Origin of the sequence: Limimaricola sp. G21655-S1 (genome assembly GCF_027213785.1) — a bacterium.
In the GTDB taxonomy this organism is placed as follows: domain Bacteria; phylum Pseudomonadota; class Alphaproteobacteria; order Rhodobacterales; family Rhodobacteraceae; genus Limimaricola.
This window is the reverse complement of the sequence record NZ_JAPWGO010000011.1, coordinates 104,709-121,281: the sequence shown is the minus strand read 5'-3', so window position 1 is coordinate 121,281 and position 16,573 is coordinate 104,709. Positions and strand designations below refer to the sequence as shown.

Here is a 16,573-nt window from a genome sequence, read left to right as displayed (position 1 = left end):
CGGGCGCTCCTAGTCCATCGCGCGCACGGAGTCCGCGTGCTGCTCGGGGTCGATGAGTTTGCTGGTGCCGCTGCGCAGGTGCAGCCAGGCGTTGCGGAGGGCATAGGCGGCCATCGCGGCGAAACAGGCGGCGACGAACCAGTAGACCAGGGATTTCGGCACGTCGATCGAGACCATCATCTGCCGGGTCCGGCCCGCGAGCTGGCCCGACAGGTAGGCAAGCCCGGAGTAGAAGGCGATCGAGACGAGGTCGATCAGCGTCTGCGCGACCCGGCGCAGCGGCCGCGGCACCCAGCGATACAGGAACTCGACCGCGATATGGGCATTCTTGCGCACCGCCATGACCGAGCCTGTGAAGGTGACCGCGATCAACAGGAACCGCGCGATCTCCTCGGTCCAGCCAAGCGAGTCGTTGAGCACGTAGCGGGTGAAGAACTGGAGAAACACCACGAAGGCGAGCACCCAGAAGATCACCATGACCAGCGCATCGTCCCATCGCAGGTCCGACAGGTCGATCTCCTCCTCCTCAAGATGCAGCGCCGGCGTCGTCTCTTGCGGCGCTTGGGAAGTCCGGGGTCCTGATTTCATGGTCACTCGTCCCTATGGGGCATGCGGACCGGCCCCCATTCCCGGGGGCCGGTTGGTCACGGTATGCGACGCGGGGACACGCGCGCGCGGGTCAGGACTCCTGGCCGATGGCCTGGAGCCGGTCGTAGGTCTCCTGATCCCAGCTCGCCATATCGCCCATATGCATGGCCTTCACCGCCTCGATGAACGGCTCCCGGTCGACCTCGTTGACGTTGACGCCCTGTTCCTTGAACCATTCGACCAGCTCGGCCTCCTGGTCTCGGATCGCCTCGGTGGCGCAGGCGGCGGCGTTGTCGATGGCCGCCGAGAGCGCCTGCTGGTCGGCCTCGTCCATGCTGCTCCAGGCCGGGCCGCCGACGATGGTCAGCAGCGCGTCGGTGATATGGCCGGTCAGGTTGATGTCCGACTGCACCTCGTAGAACTTCTTGGCCTGGATCGTCGGCAGCGGGTTCTCCTGCGCGTCGACGGTCCCCTGCTGAAGCGCCAGATACACCTCGGCGAAGGCGATCGGCGTCGGGTTGGCGCCGACGGCCTCGGGGAACATCATGTAAAGAGGCGCGTTCGGCACGCGGATCTTCAGCCCGTCCATGTCCTCGGGCGTGGTGATCGGCTTGTTCGAGGTCACGTGGCGGTTGCCGTAATAGGTCAGCGCCTCGATCTGGTTGCCGGTCGCGTCGGCGTAGCCCTGGCTCAGCTCCTCGAACAGGTCAGAATTGCGGAAGGCATCCCAATGCGCGTAGTCGCGGAACATGTAGGGCGCGCCGCCGATGGCGACCGGGCCATAGGCGCGGCCGGCAAAGAGCTGGCCGGTATAGATGATGTCGACGGTGCCGAGGCTGAGGCCTTCGTTGATATCGACCTCCTTGCCGAGCGACGAGGCCGGGAAGACCTCGATGCCGTAGCGGCCATCGGTCGAGGCGACCAGCTCGTCATGCGCCGCGACGGCGCAGGTGTGGTAGGCCTCGCTTACCTCGTAGACATGGGCCCATTTCAACATGCGCTCGGCGTCCTGCGCCGCGACCGGCGCGGCGGCGGTGAGCGCGGCCACCGCGGTGGTGGCCAGCGCGACGGTCTGGGTCAGCTTCGGTGTCATCGGTCTTCCTCCCTGGTTGATGTCTGACGTGATCCCGTCACCGCCCTCCCGAACGGTAGCGGAGCGGCTCGATCCCATGCGTCTCGGCAAAGCGCTTCAGCGCCTCGACCGAGCCGCGGTCGAGCTTCATCCCCTGCACGCGCCGCCGCTCGGCCTCGGCCCATTCGCGCGCGCCCGGCGCCATGACGGTTTCGCCCGGCGCGGCCGGCGACGCGGTGATGGCGGCGAGGTAGCGGCGAATGACGGCCTCGAAGACGGCGCGACCGCCGAAGGCCTCGGGGTCCAGCGCCATGACGAAGGCGCCGAGCCTGCGCGGCGTCGCCATGTCGTCGCTGATCATCGGCGGCAGCTCGAAGCTCAGCGGCGCGTCGGAAAAGGCGGTCGAGAAGATCTCGGCCAGCCCCGCGAGGCCCGCTCCCTTGTAGCCGAAAAGCGCGCCGCCCAGCGGGGCCAGCATCTCGACGATCGCCGGATCGGTGACGTTGACGCCCCGCGCGTCCGAGGCCACGTCCTCGGGCAGCGCCGCGCCGAGGCTGCGGTTGAGCTGCACGCGGTTGAAGGGAATGGCGCTCGTCGCCATGTCGAGCAGCCAAGGCTCCCCCTCTCCGGCCGGCGCGGCGGCGGCGATGGGGTTGGTGCCGTGGAACCGCACCGCGCCGCCATGCAGCCGCACGAAACTGTCGGAATTGCAAAAGGCGAGGCCCATCATGCCGTGGCGCGCGATCTCCAGCGCATAGGCCCCGGCGGCTCCGAAATGCGACGAGCCGCGGATCGCCACCGCCGCGAGACCATGCGTCCGCGCCAGTTCCAGCGCCCGCTCCACCGCCGCGTAACCGGCCCGCGCGCCATGCGCGTCATCGGCCTCGAGAACGCAGGCGCCGCCGGTCTCCTGCACGATCTCGAGCTTCGGTGCCCGGTTCAGCCGCCCTTCGGAAAGCCCTTGCAGGTAATGCGGCAAAAGCCGGAACCCATGCGTGTCCACCCCGAGGGCCGAGGCATGCAGCAGCGCCTTCGTCACCGCTTTGATCGTCGGATCATCGGCCCCCACCGCCGCCAGCGCCGCGCGCGAGAAACGCTCCATCTCCTCCAGCGCGACCCGGACCGGGGTCAGCGCCTCCGACGCCGGCTCCGCCTCCGCCGCGAGCCGCGCAAGATAGGCTTCGATCGTGTCGCCGATATGCGTGGACAGGAGCGCGACCGCCGCTTCGCCGCGCCCGGCCGTGACGGCCTCGGCGATGGCGATATGCTCGCCGAGAGATTTCTGGTTCAGCGTGTCGTCGAGCGACAGGCGGTTGCGCAGCGCCTGCACCCGGAACGACAGCCGCCGGAAGTTGTCGCGCACGAAGCTGTTGCCGCAACTGTCGAAGATCGCGTCGTGGAAGTCGTGGTCGAGCAGCTTGTAGGCCCCGGTGTCACCGCGCGACAGCGCCTCCTCCATCCGCGCCGCGATACCGTCGAGCGCCGCCCGAAGCGGGCCGGGATTGCGTTCGAGCGCCATCCGCATCGCCTGCAACTCCAGCATCTGCCGCAGCTCGCCCAGCTCCGCGATCTCGGCCGCGCCCATCGAGAAGACCCGCGCGCTTCGGCCCGCCGCCATCTCGATCAGCCCCTCGCGCTCGAGCTGCAGCAGCGCCTCGCGGATCGGGCTCTTGCTCATGCTCAGCAGCTCGACCAGCTCCGCTTCGGGCAGCTTGCGGCCCAGCGGAAACGCGCCTTGCACGATCCGGTCGCGGATCGCCTCGCGCGCCTGCTCCGACAGTTTCTGGCGGTCCAGCCGCGCAGTCGCCGCAATGCTCTCCGACATCCAGCGCCCTCCCCGACTCAAAATGGTATACGATATATCGTATAGCGCAAGATTGCAGATCGGGCGTATTCGGGTGCGAGCCGGGCAGATGTCGCTGCGAACGGCTATGTGGATCGGCGGGTCGGGATCATGGACGGGCCGGACTGCATGTCGTACCTGATCCGACGCCGCGCATGCGCGTGGACGGCGAGGCGGTGCCCTGCAAGTTCACCACGTCGAGGATACGGCCAACGGGTCGCGTCGCCCTGTTCCCGGCGGCGTCACTCCCTCGGCGCGTCCTTGTGCAGGAGGTCGTCCGTCTCCTCGCGTTCGGCCTGGACCAGCGGGATCAGCGCTTTTTCCTCGGACTGGTGGAACGCGGCCGGGCCCGGGACAGGGCGCGCGGGTCGCGTCGGCGCGGACTGGGGCCCCTCCCCGCGCTCGACCCCGGCGACGGGCATCGAAGCGCCTTCGAGCCGGATGCGATAGGTCGTATCGGGGATCGCGACCCCAGCCGCCTCGATCGCGCCCTTGACCAGACGGATCGCGTCGCCGCGCGCGGTGGCAAAGCCCGTGGCGGCCTGATCGATCCAGGCGCTGGAGCGCAGGATCGCCCCCGCCTCGGTCACGTCCTCGATCCACACCAGCGGCGCGGGCTCGGCGAGCACGAAGGGCAGGCCCGCCAGCGTGTCCTGCGCCAGAAGCCGCGTCGCCTCCAGATCGGCATCGGGGTCGATGCCGATGTCGAAGCTGAAGCGGCGCTCGGCGTTGCGCGTGAAGTTGACGATGCGGCTCTTGAAGACCACCGCGTTGGGGATGCGGATGTGGTTGCCGTCGAGCGACAGCAGGATCGTCGCCCGCGATGTCAGGCGGATGACGCGGCCGGTGTCGCCCTCGATCTCGACGAGATCGTTGGGCTGGAACGGCTGGCGCAGGCTGAGCATGGTCGAGGCCACGAAGTTCTCGACCGTGTCGCGCACCGCGAAGCCGAGCGCGAGGCCGACCAGCCCCGCCGCGCCGAGGATGGTGCCCAGAAGCGCCGCCGCACCGGCCACGTCGAGCGCCACGACGAGCCCGGCGATGCCGATCGCGACCCGCACCCCCTGCCGGTAGAGCCCGGCAATGAAGGCGTTCGGCGCCAGCCTGTCCCAGAACCGGGCCCTCGCGACCAGAAGGCCGAGGCCCAGGATCAGCGCGAAGATGGCCAGCGCCACGAGCAGGAGCGGCAGCCGCCCCGCCGCCTGCCGCAGCCGCGTCGTGAAGCGGTCGAGCGCCGGGTTCAGCTGTTCGGCGATCTCCTGCGTCGCGGCGATCTCGCTTCGGACCGCCACCACGCCCTCGACCCGTTCGCCGATCGCGGTGAGTTCGGCGATCTCGGCCTCCTCGGCGACCTCGCCCGACAGCGTCACGACCCCCGCTTCGACCCCGACCGCGATGTCGTCATGGCCAAGCGCCGCGAGTATGGCGCCCAGCCGCGCGGCGATCTCCTCATCTTGGCGCACCTCCGCGACCGCGATCGGAGCGGCCGGGGCCTCGGGCGCCTCCTCCTGCGCATGCGCGACGCCGCCCGCGGCGAGGCAGGCGACGAGCAGGATGGCAAAACTGTTTGGCCAGCGAAGCATGGTGGCACAGCTAGGGCGCGATGGGCGCCGCTCCAGCACGCGGTGAGGCTAGAGGTCGGGAAGCGCGCGCGGTTGGCCGTCCTCATCGAGCGCGACGAAGACGAACAGCGCCTCGGTGACCGGGAAGCTGTCGGTCTCGAAACGGTTGCGGGCCCAGGCCTCGACCCGGATCTTCATCGAGGTCCGGCCCGCGGATTGCAGCCGTGCATAGAGCGTGACCTCGTCACCGACCTTGACCGGGTGCAGGAACTGCATGCCGTCCACCGCAACGGTGGCGTTGCGCCCGCGCGACCGCGCGGCTGCGAGATTGCCCGCCGCGAGGTCCATCTGCGCCATCAGCCAGCCGCCGAAGATGTCGCCGGCCGGGTTGGTGTCGGCCGGCATCGCGATGGTGCGGATCACCAGATCGCCCTCGGGCTGTTTTGCCGCCCTGCCCCGATCATCGCCCATCATTCCGCCCCTTCGTCGCTATCGGCCCGTGCTGACCCGGTTCACAGAAGCAGCCGACGCGGCGGGGTTCAATCGCGAAGGCACATGGGGACGGCTCCGTGTCACCGTGGCTGCACGACACGGCCGCCTGCTTGCGATCGAGCCGCTCTATCGAGCAATGCGTGCCTGGGGGATCATCGGGTCACCGCCTCGCCCGGTGCCGTCGGCCCTCAGATCAGGCCGAAGGTGGCGGCGAGCGAGGCCGCCTGCGTGCCGTTGCTCGCATTGAGCTTGAGGCGGGCATTCTTCAGCCGCTGCTTGATCGCGCCTTCCGACACGCCGAACTCCGAGGCGATCTGCTTGAGCTTGCCGCCATCCTTGATCCGCCGGAGCACGTCGAGTTCGGCCCGCGTCAGCGTCTGCGGTGGCGCCAGCTTTCGGTGCAGTTCCATGACGTAATCCGCGAGAAGCGCGAGCTCGGCATCGTCGTATTCACGGTCATCGCGGTAGAACAGCCCGTAGCTGCGCAGCCCGCCATCCTCGTTGTAGGAGGCGACGGCGCCGTGGCGCAGCCCCTGCTCCCGCGCCTGCGGGATGATCCCCAACGGGTCGTCCTCGCTCAGCTCCTGCAGGCGGATCGCGCCTGTGTGTTCATAAGACCACTTCAGGGAGGGGTCCGCGAAGAAGAACTTCTCGCGGGAGTAGAGTTCGACCCAGGAGCGTGGCAGGTGGTTGGCCTCTCGGGCGGGAAAGGCAAAGCGGATCCGCAGCCCGAGGTAGAACCCGGACGGCCCCAAACGCTGTGCGACCTCGTAGGACAAATGCTCTGTCATCTCTTGGGCCTCATCGACTGATTGCCGCCCCGGAACCGCCTAACTGGACAAGGTTGACTGGCGGATCAACCAAAAAACTGCTCGGAGCCTGAAAAGCCATGTTCAATTCCGCCCATGATCCCCGTGGGACAGTAGATGATCCCGGCGCGGTCGTGATTGCGACGTTGGGTCGCCTGATCGAAATCGCGCCGGCGGGGTTCGCGATCGGTCTGCATATCCGCTACATGACGCCAGCCTACATGTTCGAGAGCTACCCGGCCGAATGGCTCGACCTCTATGCGCGGGACGGGCTGTTGATGCGCGATCCCACGGTTCGCTGGGCGATGCATCATCATGGCGCGAAGCGGTGGGCGGAACTCGAGGAGCAGGATGGCGCCGGGGTCCTGGCCCGCGCCCGCGAATACGGCATCGTCCACGGCCACACCCGCTCGATCCACGAGGGCGACGACATCAGCTTCGGCGGTCTCGCGCGCAGCGATCGTGATTTCACGGCCGCCGAGATCGAGGAGGTCGGAGAGCTGATCCAGACCCTGCACGACGTCACCGACAAGCGCGTGACGCTTGGCACCGAGGCCAGCGCCCGGATCCGCGACATGGCGGTCGTCATGACCGAACGGACCGGGTAGCGTCGTCGCGACGGCGGCAGGGCCGATAATCGCATGGCGGGAGAGGCTGGGGATGAAGCTTGCAGTGGCGGTTCTCTTGGCGGGGCTTCCCGCCGCCGCTCAGGCCGGCTGCTTCGGCGCCGGTGAGCCGCTGTTCCATTGCCGTATCGAAGGGAGCGCCAAGCAGGTCGATATCTGCCTGCAGGACGGCGTCGCGCTCTACCGGTTCGGGCCGATGGACGGCGCGGCGGAGATGATCCTCGCGCGGCGGGTCGAGGATGTCGACCTACAGCCGTGGAACGGCATCGGCCGCTGGCTGCACGAGGCACTGCGGTTCACCAATGGCGAGACGGCGTACGAGATCTCCTACGGCATCGACCGGCTGAGCGAGACCCATGTGGTGGAGGCCGGGATCGCGATCCACGAAGCCGGTCGCGAAATCGCCCGGCTCGCCTGCCGTCCCGAGACGGCCCTGGGCCTCGATTTCACGCCGCTCTTCGAGGCAAAGCTGGCCGCCGGCCAGAGCTGGTGCCCCGAGGCCGGCGAATGGCGGGCTGACTGCGTCGCGCAGTAGCCGGACCCGCGTTCAGATCGCGGCGCTGCGCCCCTTCGAAGTCGGCAGCGCCGCCGCGAGCAGACCCGGCATGTCGCCGATGATCCGCGCGTCACCGCCGAACTCGGCGCGGGCCTCGTCCGCGATCTGCTGCGCCTTCTCGATCGTGTCCGCCGGCTTGCGCCACAAGAACTCCTTCCTGCCTTTCGAAACCCGCCGGGCCACGACGTCGTATTCGGTGGCAGCCCTGAACTTGGTCCGGAGACGAAGCCCGGTTTCGGTGCAGTGGAGGGGGACGATCTCGATCGAATGGGTCATGAAGTCAGTCGCTTGCTGTTTCCGATGCCCGACGCCTAGCGCAATTCGCCTCGCGATGTAACCGGGGGCCGGACAAACGCCCGTGGGCTGTGTCGCTGTCTTTATCCGCTGACGGGAAGGGCCCTGCGCATCCGCCTTGCCAAGGTGGGAGTGCGCCGCATTGCATGGCCGGTCAGCAGCCCGAGGCGGTGGCCGGACAGGAACCGAGCGCCGGCTCCGCGTGGCGTCGGTGGCCATTCCGATCGCCCGTCACCACGTTTCACCCGGAGGGCGGGCTGATCCGTCGGTGTCACGGCAGGATGCCCGCCCACATAACGAGGGGAACGCCACGTGGCGCGGGGAACTGCGTCAACTCCGTCAGGGTTTTGAAGGCAAAGCCGCAGGAGGACGGATGATGACTGGCAAGGATGAGCGCGGGCACAGCGACCCGGCGCGCAAAAAGGATCGCGATGACGGCTATGAGTATCCCGGACGGCGCACGCCTCCCGGGCATGTTCCGAATTCGATCATGGACGACCCCGGCACCGGCCTGACGGATGCCGAACGCCGTCGTCCGCCGGAACCAGAGGGCGACACCGCACCCCTCGGCACGACGAAGCCGCGCTGAGGACGGCATATGGAGTCCGAGGGCCATCGCATAGTGGCCCGAAGAGCATAACGTCAGCGCCCCGACGAGCCGCCGGGACGCGCCTCTGACCGACCGAGCAAGGGAGGGCACGATGTCGATGCAGGAAGCCCGGCAGGACATGGTCGCCCGTCAGCTCGCGGGACGCGGCATCGCCGATGAAGGGGTGCTGCGCGCGATGGGCGCGGTCCCGCGAGAGGCCTTCGTGCCGCCCGCGCATCACGGCCTCGCCTATGCCGACGGACCGCTGCCGATCGGCCGGGGCCAGACCATCTCCCAACCTTGGATCGTGGCCCGGATGATCGAGGCCGCCCGGATCGGGCCGGGCAGCCGGGTGCTCGAGATCGGGGCCGGATCGGGCTATGCCGCTGCGGTGATGGCGCAAATGGGCGCGCATGTGCTGGCGATCGAGCGCGACCCCGCGCTGGCGGAGGCGGCGCGCCTGCGGCTTGAGGATCTCGGCTACGAGCTGGAACTGCTGTGCGGCGATGGCAGCGCCGGCGCGCTGCAATCCGCCCCATTCGACGCGATCATCGTCTCGGCCGCCGGGCCACGCCTGCCCGAACCGCTGCGTCGCCAGCTGGCCCCCGGCGGGCGACTGGTGATGCCGGTGGGCAGCGCCGAGGTTCAACGCCTGCTGCGGCTGACGGCGCCCGACCCGCCCGGCTCCGGCGACCCTCCCATTGAGGATCTGGGCGGGGTGCGCTTCGTGCCATTGCTCGGGGCGGAAGGCTGGCCCTTGTAGGGCATGACGCCCGAACGGCGTTTCACATCTTCTCGGTGCGGCGCGGCCAGGGCGATACGCGTACGACCCCCGCGACATGTTGGCGGTCCACCGATCTTTCGATGCCGCCGACGAAGGGCCGCATCAGCGGGATCTCCCCCCCCCAGACCAAGCTACCATAAGCAGACACGGCCAGGCCCCGAATGCGAGGCGTTGTTCCGGATCGCGGAGCGCACGCCAGTCACGCCGCCCGATGAGATCGATCAACCCGCCGCCGACGAGGCGGAAACCTGACCCCTTCGGCGGGCGAGGCGCCGGGGATTCACGTCACGGTCGAGCCTGCTCCCAGCAGGCGGCGGTAATGCGCTTCGGGACCGCCATAGAACCCGTTGGTCACGTCCAGAAGCCCCTCGCGGTCGCGGATCAGCACCCGTCCCCGGGTCGAGCGGATCAGCGCACGGCCTTCGAGTTCGTGCAACGCCACGGTGACGCCGGCGCGTCGCACCCCCAGCATCAGCGCCATGAAATCATGCGTGAGTTCGAGCTCGTCCCCCACCACCCGATCGTGGCACATCAGGAGCCATCGGGCGAGCCGGGTCTCCAGCTTGCCCCGCCCATAGGCCAGCGCGGTACCCTGTATCTGAGCTATGACCGTGTTGACGTAGCGCAGCAGCCGATCCCGGCAGGCCCCGTCTCCCATGAGACGCCGAACGGTGTCGGCGTCGGCGCGCCAGCCCGTCCCCGCCACCTGCATTATCACGTCGCTGGTGCTTCGGTCGTCGCTCAGCACGAGTGGCAGGCCGGTCATGCCTTCGCGCCCCACCAATGCCGCCTCGATGGTAAGACCCCCGTTCTCGCTCGAAACGATCGAGGCGATGCCGCTCGTGAGGAAATAGGCGTATTCCAGCGGTCTGTCGTACCGCTCGATCTGCGTGCGCGCTGGCAGATCGACAAAGCTGAGTGATCTGCGCAGCCCGGACATGGTTCCGGCAGGCATGCCCCTGAGCAACATGTTCGACTCGGTGGATATGACTGTCATGCAACCTCCTCGCATGTTGGGCGAGAGGGTACCCAAGCTCCCGACGACCATGCCCATCTGCGCTGGCGATCGATGGCCGCACCATATCAGTTGCGTCCCAGCTTCCCAAGCCAAGGCCGACGAAAGCGTACCGAATTGTCCTCTCGGACCAACGGTGCCACTCTGTAATCCTCGGGGAGGAAAGGTCACAGTCACACTGTTCCAATGAATTATAAAGGTTGCCGTGGGCGTGACCCTGCGCGGGCTTGCGAGCAATGCCGCGCGGCACGGTGCGCTCACCACCGAGGAGGGCCGGATTTCCCTGACCTGGGACCGGGCGGGCGACCGCGTGACGCTAGGCTGGCACGAGATCGGCGGCACCGGCGCGCCCGACGGGGCGGTCGATGGCTATGGCCTCGATCTGGTCGCGGCGCAGGTCGAGGACCCAACTGCATGGAAAGATGGCAGCGGGCTTCTCGCGAGACGGCCTCGTGTTCGAGCTGAGCTTTTCCTTGGAGCGCTGAATTATTTCAAATGGCAGGTCGCACCCGATTCAGAAGCACGGTTTTCGTTGCCTGCCATCGCCGAAACGCATTCGTTTTTCATGCGCCCACTCGAAATGCGAAGGATATGTGACGTTCCGAATCGTTCGAAACGGTTCGCTTGAAGGAAGACCTTGGAGAAGCGATTCCCTTGAGCGCAGACCCCCTGCTCCAATGCATTTGAATGCAAAATACTTATAGGACAAGGCATCCATTCTCTGGGTAAACCACATATCCACAACATAATTTTCATGACAAACATATATGCGGAACCTGCCTTTCGGGGTGGGCTTCCGTAAATTCGCTGCCCCTGAAAACCCAATTCCGAGAACGGGTTCGCGCGCGATGGCGGTATTTGGCCTATACCTTCGTACGGGATTGAACCGGCTATTGTGGCGACGTCGCGTAACTGGTCTCATGTTGGAGGGGCCGTTCGGGCGCGAGCGCCGTTCGACCTTTCCAAAAGCCAATCTTTCTTGGGAGGGAATGATTGATGAGACGCGAACTCGGAAGCAATTCCGTGAGCAAGCAAGAACGGCTTCGCTTCGAATCCTTGGCAATTCTTTTGGAAGCCCAGCATGACAATGCCGATGCCCGCATGCGCCATTGCCGCGAAGCCGCCGGAATCCTCAGACAGTTGATCGGGCGCATCGAGGCGGCCGAGCGCCAGGCGGCCCGGCCGCGCTTCGTGTCGCAGGTCAGCTAGCGGTGAACAACGACGCAACGGTTCTGCAGCGCGCCCCGTCCGCTGGCGGGACGGAAATGCTGCTCGACCTCATGGCGGATGCCCTGAAGGACATGCTGCGCGCGCATGATGCGCCGACGGCCTCTCTGGCACGCAGATCCGCCCGCAACGCGCTGCAGGCCTATGCGTCGCTTGCCGATTGTTCCGAAAAGAAAGGAGGCCCGCGATGACGGCCGAAGTCAGACTGGCAAGGGTGCTCGGGCGCGAGTTTCCGCGTCTTCCCGTCACCGGGCGCTTCGAGACCGGTGCCAACCAGGAGGCCGACCACGTCACGGTCACCGACAGGAAGGGTGGGATCTGGACGCTCACGCTGTTCAGCCGCGCGCCGCATGGCCGCCGCAACGGCCTGCTGCGCGAGCTTGCGGCGGCGGCGCGACGCTGCCGTCTGCACTCTGTCGATCGGCTCGGATACCGCGAGATCTCGGCCTTCGAGGTTACCGGTTGGGTGGACCCGACCCATCCCGGCCAGCCCGCGAAGCTGCGCCTGCGCGCCACCAAGCGGCTTGGACATTCTGATGAGGCCGATACCGACGCGAGGGCCGGGGATTTCGCCTGATATCCGCGACGAACTACCCGGCCCGTAGCGCCTCGACGTCTTCGACGCAGACGGGCCGTACCACCCCGGGGGCCGAGTGAAACGACCGCCAACGTCCGCATCCGCACCCTCGATTTCCCCAAGGGCAGGCAACGTCTATTCTCTTTGTTCACAGGGGAGGGCACGAGCATGATCAAGCACGCGAGCCACGCCGTGGAAGGCCGGATGCTCGATGCCGCGGGCGTCGCGGGGGCCTTGCGACGCTGGGTGCCGCTCGGCGCGACCGTTGCCGAGAACTGGGCACGGGAGTGGCGGATTCTCGGTGTCGCGCGCAACGGCGCGACCGCCTACCCGGCTTGGCAGTTCGACCAGGCCGGACTGCCGATCAGCGCCATGCGCGATATCATCCTGTCCCTCAGGCCGGCGCTCGACGCCGAAGAAATGCTGGCTTGGCTCCACGCGCCCTGCGCGGCGCTCGGGGACCGCGCGCCCTGCGACGTGCTCCGCGAGGATCCCGAGGCGGTCAAGGCCGCCGCACGACAGCGCGGGGCCGAGCCGACCCGCTATCCCATGGCGGGCTGACCCCGCTACGGAAGCGAAGCGGTCGGCGAAGGCCCCCCGCGGCCTTGTCACGGCCAGCGGTCCTTCGGGCCGCGGGTCGTCACTCCTCGGCCACGGCCGTGCGGCAATTCGTACGTTCCTGCCGCGACCCCATGGCCTCTCGCAAATCCCGCTCGGAAATGTCGCAGCGCCGTCTGCGCCCGGACATTCACGCTCATGCCAGGCTCAACCCCCTGCGCTTGGCATGTTTCTCGGTGCAGCCACGGAGGAATCGGCGTAGCAAGTCCCGAATGGCTCAGAAACGATAGGAACGGCATGACCCAAGTCACCAGAACCGCGATCGTGACCGGAGGGCTTTCGGGCATGGGGCTGGCCATCGCCCGCCGGCTGGCACGCGACGGCGTCGACGTGACCATCGGCGCCCGCCGGGGCGGCGATGCCGACGCGGTGCGCGACATCCTCGGGGCGCAGGGCATCGAGGCCCGCGCCGCCGCGCTCGACGTGCGCGACAGCGACAGCGTCGCGCGCTTCGTGTCGGATGTGGTGGCGCGGCGCGGTGGCGTCGACATTCTCGTCAACGCGGCGGGGGTCTACTCCGAGGCCCCGGTCGCCGACCATCCCGACGCGGTCTGGGACGACCAGATCGACACCAACCTGTCCGGCACCTTCCGGATGATCCGCGCGGTGATGCCGCACATGACGGCGGCGGGCTGGGGCCGGATCGTCAACCTCGCCTCGGTCGCGGCGCATCAAGGCATGGCGAACAACGCCGCCTATTGCGCCTCCAAGGCGGGGCTTCTGGGCCTCGGGCGCTGCGTCAGCCTCGAAGGCGCCGCGCATGGCGTCACCTGCGTCTCGATCAGCCCGACCTGGGTCGAGACCGAGATGCTCAAGCAGTTCATCGACGCCGACATCGCCGCCAGCGGCAAGTCGCGCGAGGAGATCCGCGCCAACTACGCCGCCTCGAACCCGCAGCACCAGCTGGTTCAGCCCGAGGAGATCGCCGAGCTGGCCGCCTTTCTGGTGAGCGATGCCGGCCGGGCGATCACCATGGAGGATGTTCAGGTCAATGCCGGCTCGCTCTGGTAGGCCGCGCGCCGCCGCGCCAGCAGCGCGGCGGCGTCGCTGATCGCCTCGAAGGGCAGCTCCGAGATCCGCGCCCATGCCGCCCGGGCCGCGGCGCTGTCGAATGTGGCGTCGGCGCGCAGCGTCTCGGTCGTCTCGGCGATCACCCGGGCGATGCCCGAAGGCAGATCGACCGCCTCGACCCAGTCCCGCGCCGGGAGCGCGCCGTCATGGGCCACGCGGGTTTCGGCCACGAGGTTGTAGATCGGCACCCCGGGCCCGGTGACCGGCCCCAGCAGCATCGCGGCGGCGGCGGTCACGTCGGTCATCGGGAACGCCATGTCCTGCGGAAAGACCCCGGCCCGGAGCCCGGCGGCGAGGATGATCTCGCAGATGTCGCGCGGGTTCGGCGCGTCGAGATCGTAGAGCGAGGGCAGTCGAATGATGGCGGCGGGGACCCCGGATGCGGTGATCGCCGACTCGGCCGCGATCTTGGCGGCGCCGTAGCCGGTGCAGCCCTCCCATGGCCGCGCCGGTCCCTCGGGCCAGGGGCCGCCCTGCTCGGGGAACACCGCGCTGGAGGAGCTGAACCGCAGGTCCGCCCCGGCGGCGCGGCAGAATTCCAGCACCGTCTCGATGCCCCGCGCCGACCAGTCGAGCATGTCGTCCCGGCCGATCGCCATGTTCACCGTGGCGGCGCAATGGACGACCGAACCGACGCGCGCCGCCAGCGCGTCATGCGCCGCCTCGCCAAGCCCGAAGCGCGGCGTATCCAGCGTGCCGGGCACCATGACATAGCGCTCGGGCGCGACCCCGTGACGGCGCGCCGCCTCGGCCAGTCGCTCGGCGGCGTCGCGCCGCTTGTCGCGCACCAGGCAATAGACGACATGGCCGGGCGGAAGGTCGCGCGCGGACCGCGCCAGCACGTGGCCACCGAGGAAGCCCGTCGCCCCGGTCAGCAGGATGCCGGGCCGGTCGAACTCCGCGCCCGTGGCAGCATCGCGCGCCTCCGTCAGCAACCTGTGCAACCGGTCGAGCGGCACGTTCATGGCCAGCTCGAAATCCACCGGCCTGTCATAGCAGCGCTCCAGCTCGAGGATCAGGCTCACGCACATCAGCGAGTCGCCGCCCTGATCGTGAAAGCTGAGCGCCCCGTCGATCTCGTCCGGCGCCCGCCCCATCACCCGGGCCGCGGCGGCGATCACCGCGTCCTCCGTCCCGGCGCCCGCCTCCGCCGTCTCGGTCACCGGCGGCAGCGCGCGCAGATCGGCCTTGCCCGAAACCGGGTGCAGCGGGATCGCGTCGAGCTGCACCAGATAGGCGGGCACGCAATAGGCCGGCAGGACGCCCCGCAGCTCGGCCGCGAGGGCAGCGGGCATCCGGTTGGTGCCGGGCCGCAGCCCCCAGCGCTCGGCATTGGCGCGGGCCTGCGCGGCATCGACGGCAAAATAGAAGATCAGCGCCTGTCCCCGCGCACCGACCTCGCCCACCCATGGCACCGCCTGCGCGAAATCGAAGCGGCCGCGCATCGTCTCGGTCAGCTCGCGCGTCTGGATCGAAAAGCCGCGCAGCTTGAGCATATGCGCGACGCGACCGATGATGTGCAGCGCGCCCTCCGCGTCGACCCATGCCTGATCGCCGGTGTCGTAGAGCCGCGCCTCGCGACCTTCGATATGCAGCACGCGGAACCGCAGCCGGGTTTCCTCGGGGCGGTTCACGTAGCCCGGTCCCAGCATGCGCGGCCCTTCGAAATGCAGCTGCCCCGGCACGCCCGGCGGACAGGGGCGGTCGCTCTCGTCGAGGATCACCGCGCGCAGGTGCCCCATCGGCACGCCGACCGAGGCCGGGCCGTCGCCGCAGGGCCCGGTGAGCCGCGACATGCAGACGTCATGCGTCTCGCAGATGCTGTAGAGGTTCCACAGCTCCGCCCCCGGCAGCTTGTCGAGCGAGGCCGTGATCAGCCCGTCGCCCACCACCTCGCCATTGAGCACGACGCGGCGCAGCGGCAGCGCGGCCGCGGTGTCGCGGTCGATCGCGGTCAGGAAGCTGTTGTAGAAGGACGGGGTGAACAGCATCTCGTCGATCCGGTTGCGGATCAGGAAACCGGCGAGGCCGCGCGGGTTCATCAGCGTGTTGGGATCGGGAAACCACAGCTCCGCCCCCATGCGCAGCGGTCGGAACATCTCCCAGATCGCGAAGATGTAGATCCCCATCCGCATGCCCGGCGCATAGGGCGTGTAGGCATCGCGCCATTCATAGGAGAGCTGGGCCGCGTCCTGCGTGACCGGGATGCATTTCGGCCGCCCGGTGGTCCCGGAGGTCGCCACGAGATAGATCGCGGCGTCCGGCCGGACCGGCGCCGCCTGCAACGGCGCCATCGGGGCGTCGCCGATGGTCTCCAAGAGACGCCGAGCATCCAGTACCTCGCAGTCCTGCGGCAGGTGGCCCGGCGTGACCGGCTGACAGGTCAGCACCAGCGTCACGCCCAGCTCCTCGCAGATGTTGTGCAGCACCGCCCGCGGCATCGCCGGGTCGAGATGCACGAAGGGCCGCCCGTGGATCACGCAGGCCGTGGCGCTCGCGGCCATGGCGAGGCCGGGCGCCCCGAAGACGCCCACCGCCGGTGCGCCCCTCAGATACGGCGCGCTGCGTTCGACGAAGCTGCCCAGCTGGCCATAGCTCAGCCCGCCCGCCTCGTCCGCCATGGCGAGGCGGGACGCATGGACCGAGATAGCGCGCACCAGCGCGGCGCCGACGGTTTGGGGGAGGGTCATGGCAACTGCTTCCTTGGAATCTGCTACGCGAGGGGGCCATCGGGACGTGTCCAAGGCGCGCGCGCCCCGGTGCGGCGCCGGGAAAACCCCGCGCCGTGCGGATATGTGACCAAGATGCGTTGGAACTACAACCATGCGCAGAATGCGCCCGCGCGCAGCG

The 16,573-nt window shown here is 68.4% G+C and carries 19 protein-coding genes; 10 read left to right on the top strand and 9 right to left on the bottom strand.

Annotated elements, in window-relative coordinates; translation table 11 throughout:
* Positions 1-9 precede the first annotated feature (9 nt).
* From O4G76_RS12495 to O4G76_RS12470, 6 genes are all read right to left on the bottom strand, one after another.
* On the bottom strand, positions 10-588 hold the full coding sequence (locus O4G76_RS12495; RefSeq protein ID WP_269397644.1) for a TRAP transporter small permease: 579 nt from the start codon (positions 586-588) through the stop codon (positions 10-12).
* A gap of 91 nt (positions 589-679) precedes the next feature.
* On the bottom strand, positions 680-1,681 hold the full coding sequence (locus O4G76_RS12490) for a sialic acid TRAP transporter substrate-binding protein SiaP (protein ID WP_269397643.1): 1,002 nt from the start codon (positions 1,679-1,681) through the stop codon (positions 680-682).
* 37 nt (positions 1,682-1,718) lie between these two features.
* Positions 1,719-3,485, bottom strand: coding sequence for an Ldh family oxidoreductase (locus O4G76_RS12485; RefSeq protein ID WP_269397642.1), 1,767 nt, complete (start codon positions 3,483-3,485; stop codon positions 1,719-1,721).
* A 260-nt stretch (positions 3,486-3,745) separates the two neighbouring features.
* Entirely contained in the window at positions 3,746-5,086 is a 1,341-nt protein-coding gene (locus O4G76_RS12480; RefSeq protein WP_269397641.1) for a mechanosensitive ion channel family protein, read from the bottom strand.
* 48 nt (positions 5,087-5,134) lie between these two features.
* Positions 5,135-5,536 carry an acyl-CoA thioesterase gene (locus tag O4G76_RS12475; protein ID WP_269397640.1) on the bottom strand — a complete coding sequence of 134 codons (402 nt, stop codon included), beginning with the start codon at positions 5,534-5,536 and terminating at the stop codon, positions 5,135-5,137.
* A 209-nt stretch (positions 5,537-5,745) separates the two neighbouring features.
* Complete coding sequence (locus O4G76_RS12470; RefSeq protein WP_269397639.1) at positions 5,746-6,348, bottom strand: LuxR family transcriptional regulator; 603 nt, start codon at positions 6,346-6,348, stop codon at positions 5,746-5,748.
* A gap of 164 nt (positions 6,349-6,512) precedes the next feature.
* On the opposite strand from O4G76_RS12470, the gene O4G76_RS12465 reads away from it, so the two are divergent.
* Positions 6,513-6,974 carry an autoinducer binding domain-containing protein gene (locus O4G76_RS12465; protein ID WP_269397638.1) on the top strand — a complete coding sequence of 154 codons (462 nt, stop codon included), beginning with the start codon at positions 6,513-6,515 and terminating at the stop codon, positions 6,972-6,974.
* 52 nt (positions 6,975-7,026) lie between these two features.
* Positions 7,027-7,527, top strand: coding sequence for a hypothetical protein (locus O4G76_RS12460; RefSeq protein ID WP_269397637.1), 501 nt, complete (start codon positions 7,027-7,029; stop codon positions 7,525-7,527).
* A gap of 12 nt (positions 7,528-7,539) precedes the next feature.
* Here O4G76_RS12460 and O4G76_RS12455 read toward each other — a convergent pair whose 3' ends face one another.
* Positions 7,540-7,824 (bottom strand): hypothetical protein, encoded by a 285-nt coding sequence (locus tag O4G76_RS12455; protein WP_269397636.1) that lies wholly within the window; start codon positions 7,822-7,824, stop codon positions 7,540-7,542.
* Positions 7,825-8,218: 394 nt separating this feature from the next.
* Between O4G76_RS12455 and O4G76_RS12450 the strand changes: the two genes are divergently transcribed.
* Positions 8,219-8,431 carry a hypothetical protein gene (locus O4G76_RS12450; protein ID WP_269397635.1) on the top strand — a complete coding sequence of 71 codons (213 nt, stop codon included), beginning with the start codon at positions 8,219-8,221 and terminating at the stop codon, positions 8,429-8,431.
* Positions 8,432-8,543: 112 nt separating this feature from the next.
* Positions 8,544-9,194, top strand: coding sequence for a protein-L-isoaspartate(D-aspartate) O-methyltransferase (locus tag O4G76_RS12445; RefSeq protein ID WP_269397634.1), 651 nt, complete (start codon positions 8,544-8,546; stop codon positions 9,192-9,194).
* A gap of 301 nt (positions 9,195-9,495) precedes the next feature.
* Here O4G76_RS12445 and O4G76_RS12440 read toward each other — a convergent pair whose 3' ends face one another.
* Positions 9,496-10,212 carry a Crp/Fnr family transcriptional regulator gene (locus O4G76_RS12440; RefSeq protein ID WP_269397633.1) on the bottom strand — a complete coding sequence of 239 codons (717 nt, stop codon included), beginning with the start codon at positions 10,210-10,212 and terminating at the stop codon, positions 9,496-9,498.
* 223 nt (positions 10,213-10,435) lie between these two features.
* On the opposite strand from O4G76_RS12440, the gene O4G76_RS12435 reads away from it, so the two are divergent.
* The 6 genes from O4G76_RS12435 (at position 10,436) to O4G76_RS12410 (ending at position 13,663) form a co-directional block, all read left to right on the top strand.
* A complete protein-coding gene (locus O4G76_RS12435; RefSeq protein ID WP_269397632.1) occupies positions 10,436-10,858 on the top strand; it encodes a hypothetical protein in 423 nt (140 codons plus the stop codon).
* A gap of 368 nt (positions 10,859-11,226) precedes the next feature.
* A complete protein-coding gene (locus tag O4G76_RS12430; protein WP_269397631.1) occupies positions 11,227-11,439 on the top strand; it encodes a hypothetical protein in 213 nt (70 codons plus the stop codon).
* Positions 11,440-11,441: 2 nt separating this feature from the next.
* Positions 11,442-11,648 carry a hypothetical protein gene (locus O4G76_RS12425; protein ID WP_269397630.1) on the top strand — a complete coding sequence of 69 codons (207 nt, stop codon included), beginning with the start codon at positions 11,442-11,444 and terminating at the stop codon, positions 11,646-11,648.
* Positions 11,645-12,034 carry a hypothetical protein gene (locus O4G76_RS12420; protein WP_269397629.1) on the top strand — a complete coding sequence of 130 codons (390 nt, stop codon included), beginning with the start codon at positions 11,645-11,647 and terminating at the stop codon, positions 12,032-12,034. The genes O4G76_RS12425 and O4G76_RS12420 overlap by 4 nt, the downstream gene beginning before the upstream one ends.
* A gap of 168 nt (positions 12,035-12,202) precedes the next feature.
* Positions 12,203-12,595, top strand: a complete 393-nt coding sequence (locus tag O4G76_RS12415; protein WP_269397628.1) for a hypothetical protein — start codon at positions 12,203-12,205, stop codon at positions 12,593-12,595.
* 294 nt (positions 12,596-12,889) lie between these two features.
* On the top strand, positions 12,890-13,663 hold the full coding sequence (locus tag O4G76_RS12410; protein ID WP_269397627.1) for an SDR family NAD(P)-dependent oxidoreductase: 774 nt from the start codon (positions 12,890-12,892) through the stop codon (positions 13,661-13,663).
* Here O4G76_RS12410 and O4G76_RS12405 read toward each other — a convergent pair.
* Positions 13,636-16,413: an AMP-binding protein gene (locus tag O4G76_RS12405; protein WP_269397626.1), complete on the bottom strand. Its 2,778-nt coding sequence runs from the start codon at positions 16,411-16,413 to the stop codon at positions 13,636-13,638. The two genes, O4G76_RS12410 and O4G76_RS12405, sit on opposite strands and share 28 nt — an antisense overlap.
* Positions 16,414-16,573 lie beyond the last annotated feature (160 nt).

Excerpts from the sequence above, each read along its gene's own strand:
- O4G76_RS12495 (WP_269397644.1), bottom strand. The coding sequence starts at position 588 with ATGAAATCAGGACCCCGGACTTCCCAAGCGCCGCAAGAGACGACGCCG.
- O4G76_RS12490 (WP_269397643.1), bottom strand. The coding sequence starts at position 1,681 with ATGACACCGAAGCTGACCCAGACCGTCGCGCTGGCCACCACCGCGGTG.
- O4G76_RS12485 (WP_269397642.1), bottom strand. The coding sequence starts at position 3,485 with ATGTCGGAGAGCATTGCGGCGACTGCGCGGCTGGACCGCCAGAAACTG.
- O4G76_RS12480 (WP_269397641.1), bottom strand. The coding sequence starts at position 5,086 with ATGCTTCGCTGGCCAAACAGTTTTGCCATCCTGCTCGTCGCCTGCCTC.
- O4G76_RS12475 (WP_269397640.1), bottom strand. The coding sequence starts at position 5,536 with ATGGGCGATGATCGGGGCAGGGCGGCAAAACAGCCCGAGGGCGATCTG.
- O4G76_RS12470 (WP_269397639.1), bottom strand. The coding sequence starts at position 6,348 with ATGACAGAGCATTTGTCCTACGAGGTCGCACAGCGTTTGGGGCCGTCC.
- O4G76_RS12460 (WP_269397637.1), top strand. The coding sequence starts at position 7,027 with ATGAAGCTTGCAGTGGCGGTTCTCTTGGCGGGGCTTCCCGCCGCCGCT.
- O4G76_RS12455 (WP_269397636.1), bottom strand. The coding sequence starts at position 7,824 with ATGACCCATTCGATCGAGATCGTCCCCCTCCACTGCACCGAAACCGGG.
- O4G76_RS12450 (WP_269397635.1), top strand. The coding sequence starts at position 8,219 with ATGACTGGCAAGGATGAGCGCGGGCACAGCGACCCGGCGCGCAAAAAG.
- O4G76_RS12445 (WP_269397634.1), top strand. The coding sequence starts at position 8,544 with ATGTCGATGCAGGAAGCCCGGCAGGACATGGTCGCCCGTCAGCTCGCG.
- O4G76_RS12440 (WP_269397633.1), bottom strand. The coding sequence starts at position 10,212 with ATGACAGTCATATCCACCGAGTCGAACATGTTGCTCAGGGGCATGCCT.
- O4G76_RS12430 (WP_269397631.1), top strand. The coding sequence starts at position 11,227 with ATGAGACGCGAACTCGGAAGCAATTCCGTGAGCAAGCAAGAACGGCTT.
- O4G76_RS12420 (WP_269397629.1), top strand. The coding sequence starts at position 11,645 with ATGACGGCCGAAGTCAGACTGGCAAGGGTGCTCGGGCGCGAGTTTCCG.
- O4G76_RS12415 (WP_269397628.1), top strand. The coding sequence starts at position 12,203 with ATGATCAAGCACGCGAGCCACGCCGTGGAAGGCCGGATGCTCGATGCC.
- O4G76_RS12410 (WP_269397627.1), top strand. The coding sequence starts at position 12,890 with ATGACCCAAGTCACCAGAACCGCGATCGTGACCGGAGGGCTTTCGGGC.
- O4G76_RS12405 (WP_269397626.1), bottom strand. The coding sequence starts at position 16,413 with ATGACCCTCCCCCAAACCGTCGGCGCCGCGCTGGTGCGCGCTATCTCG.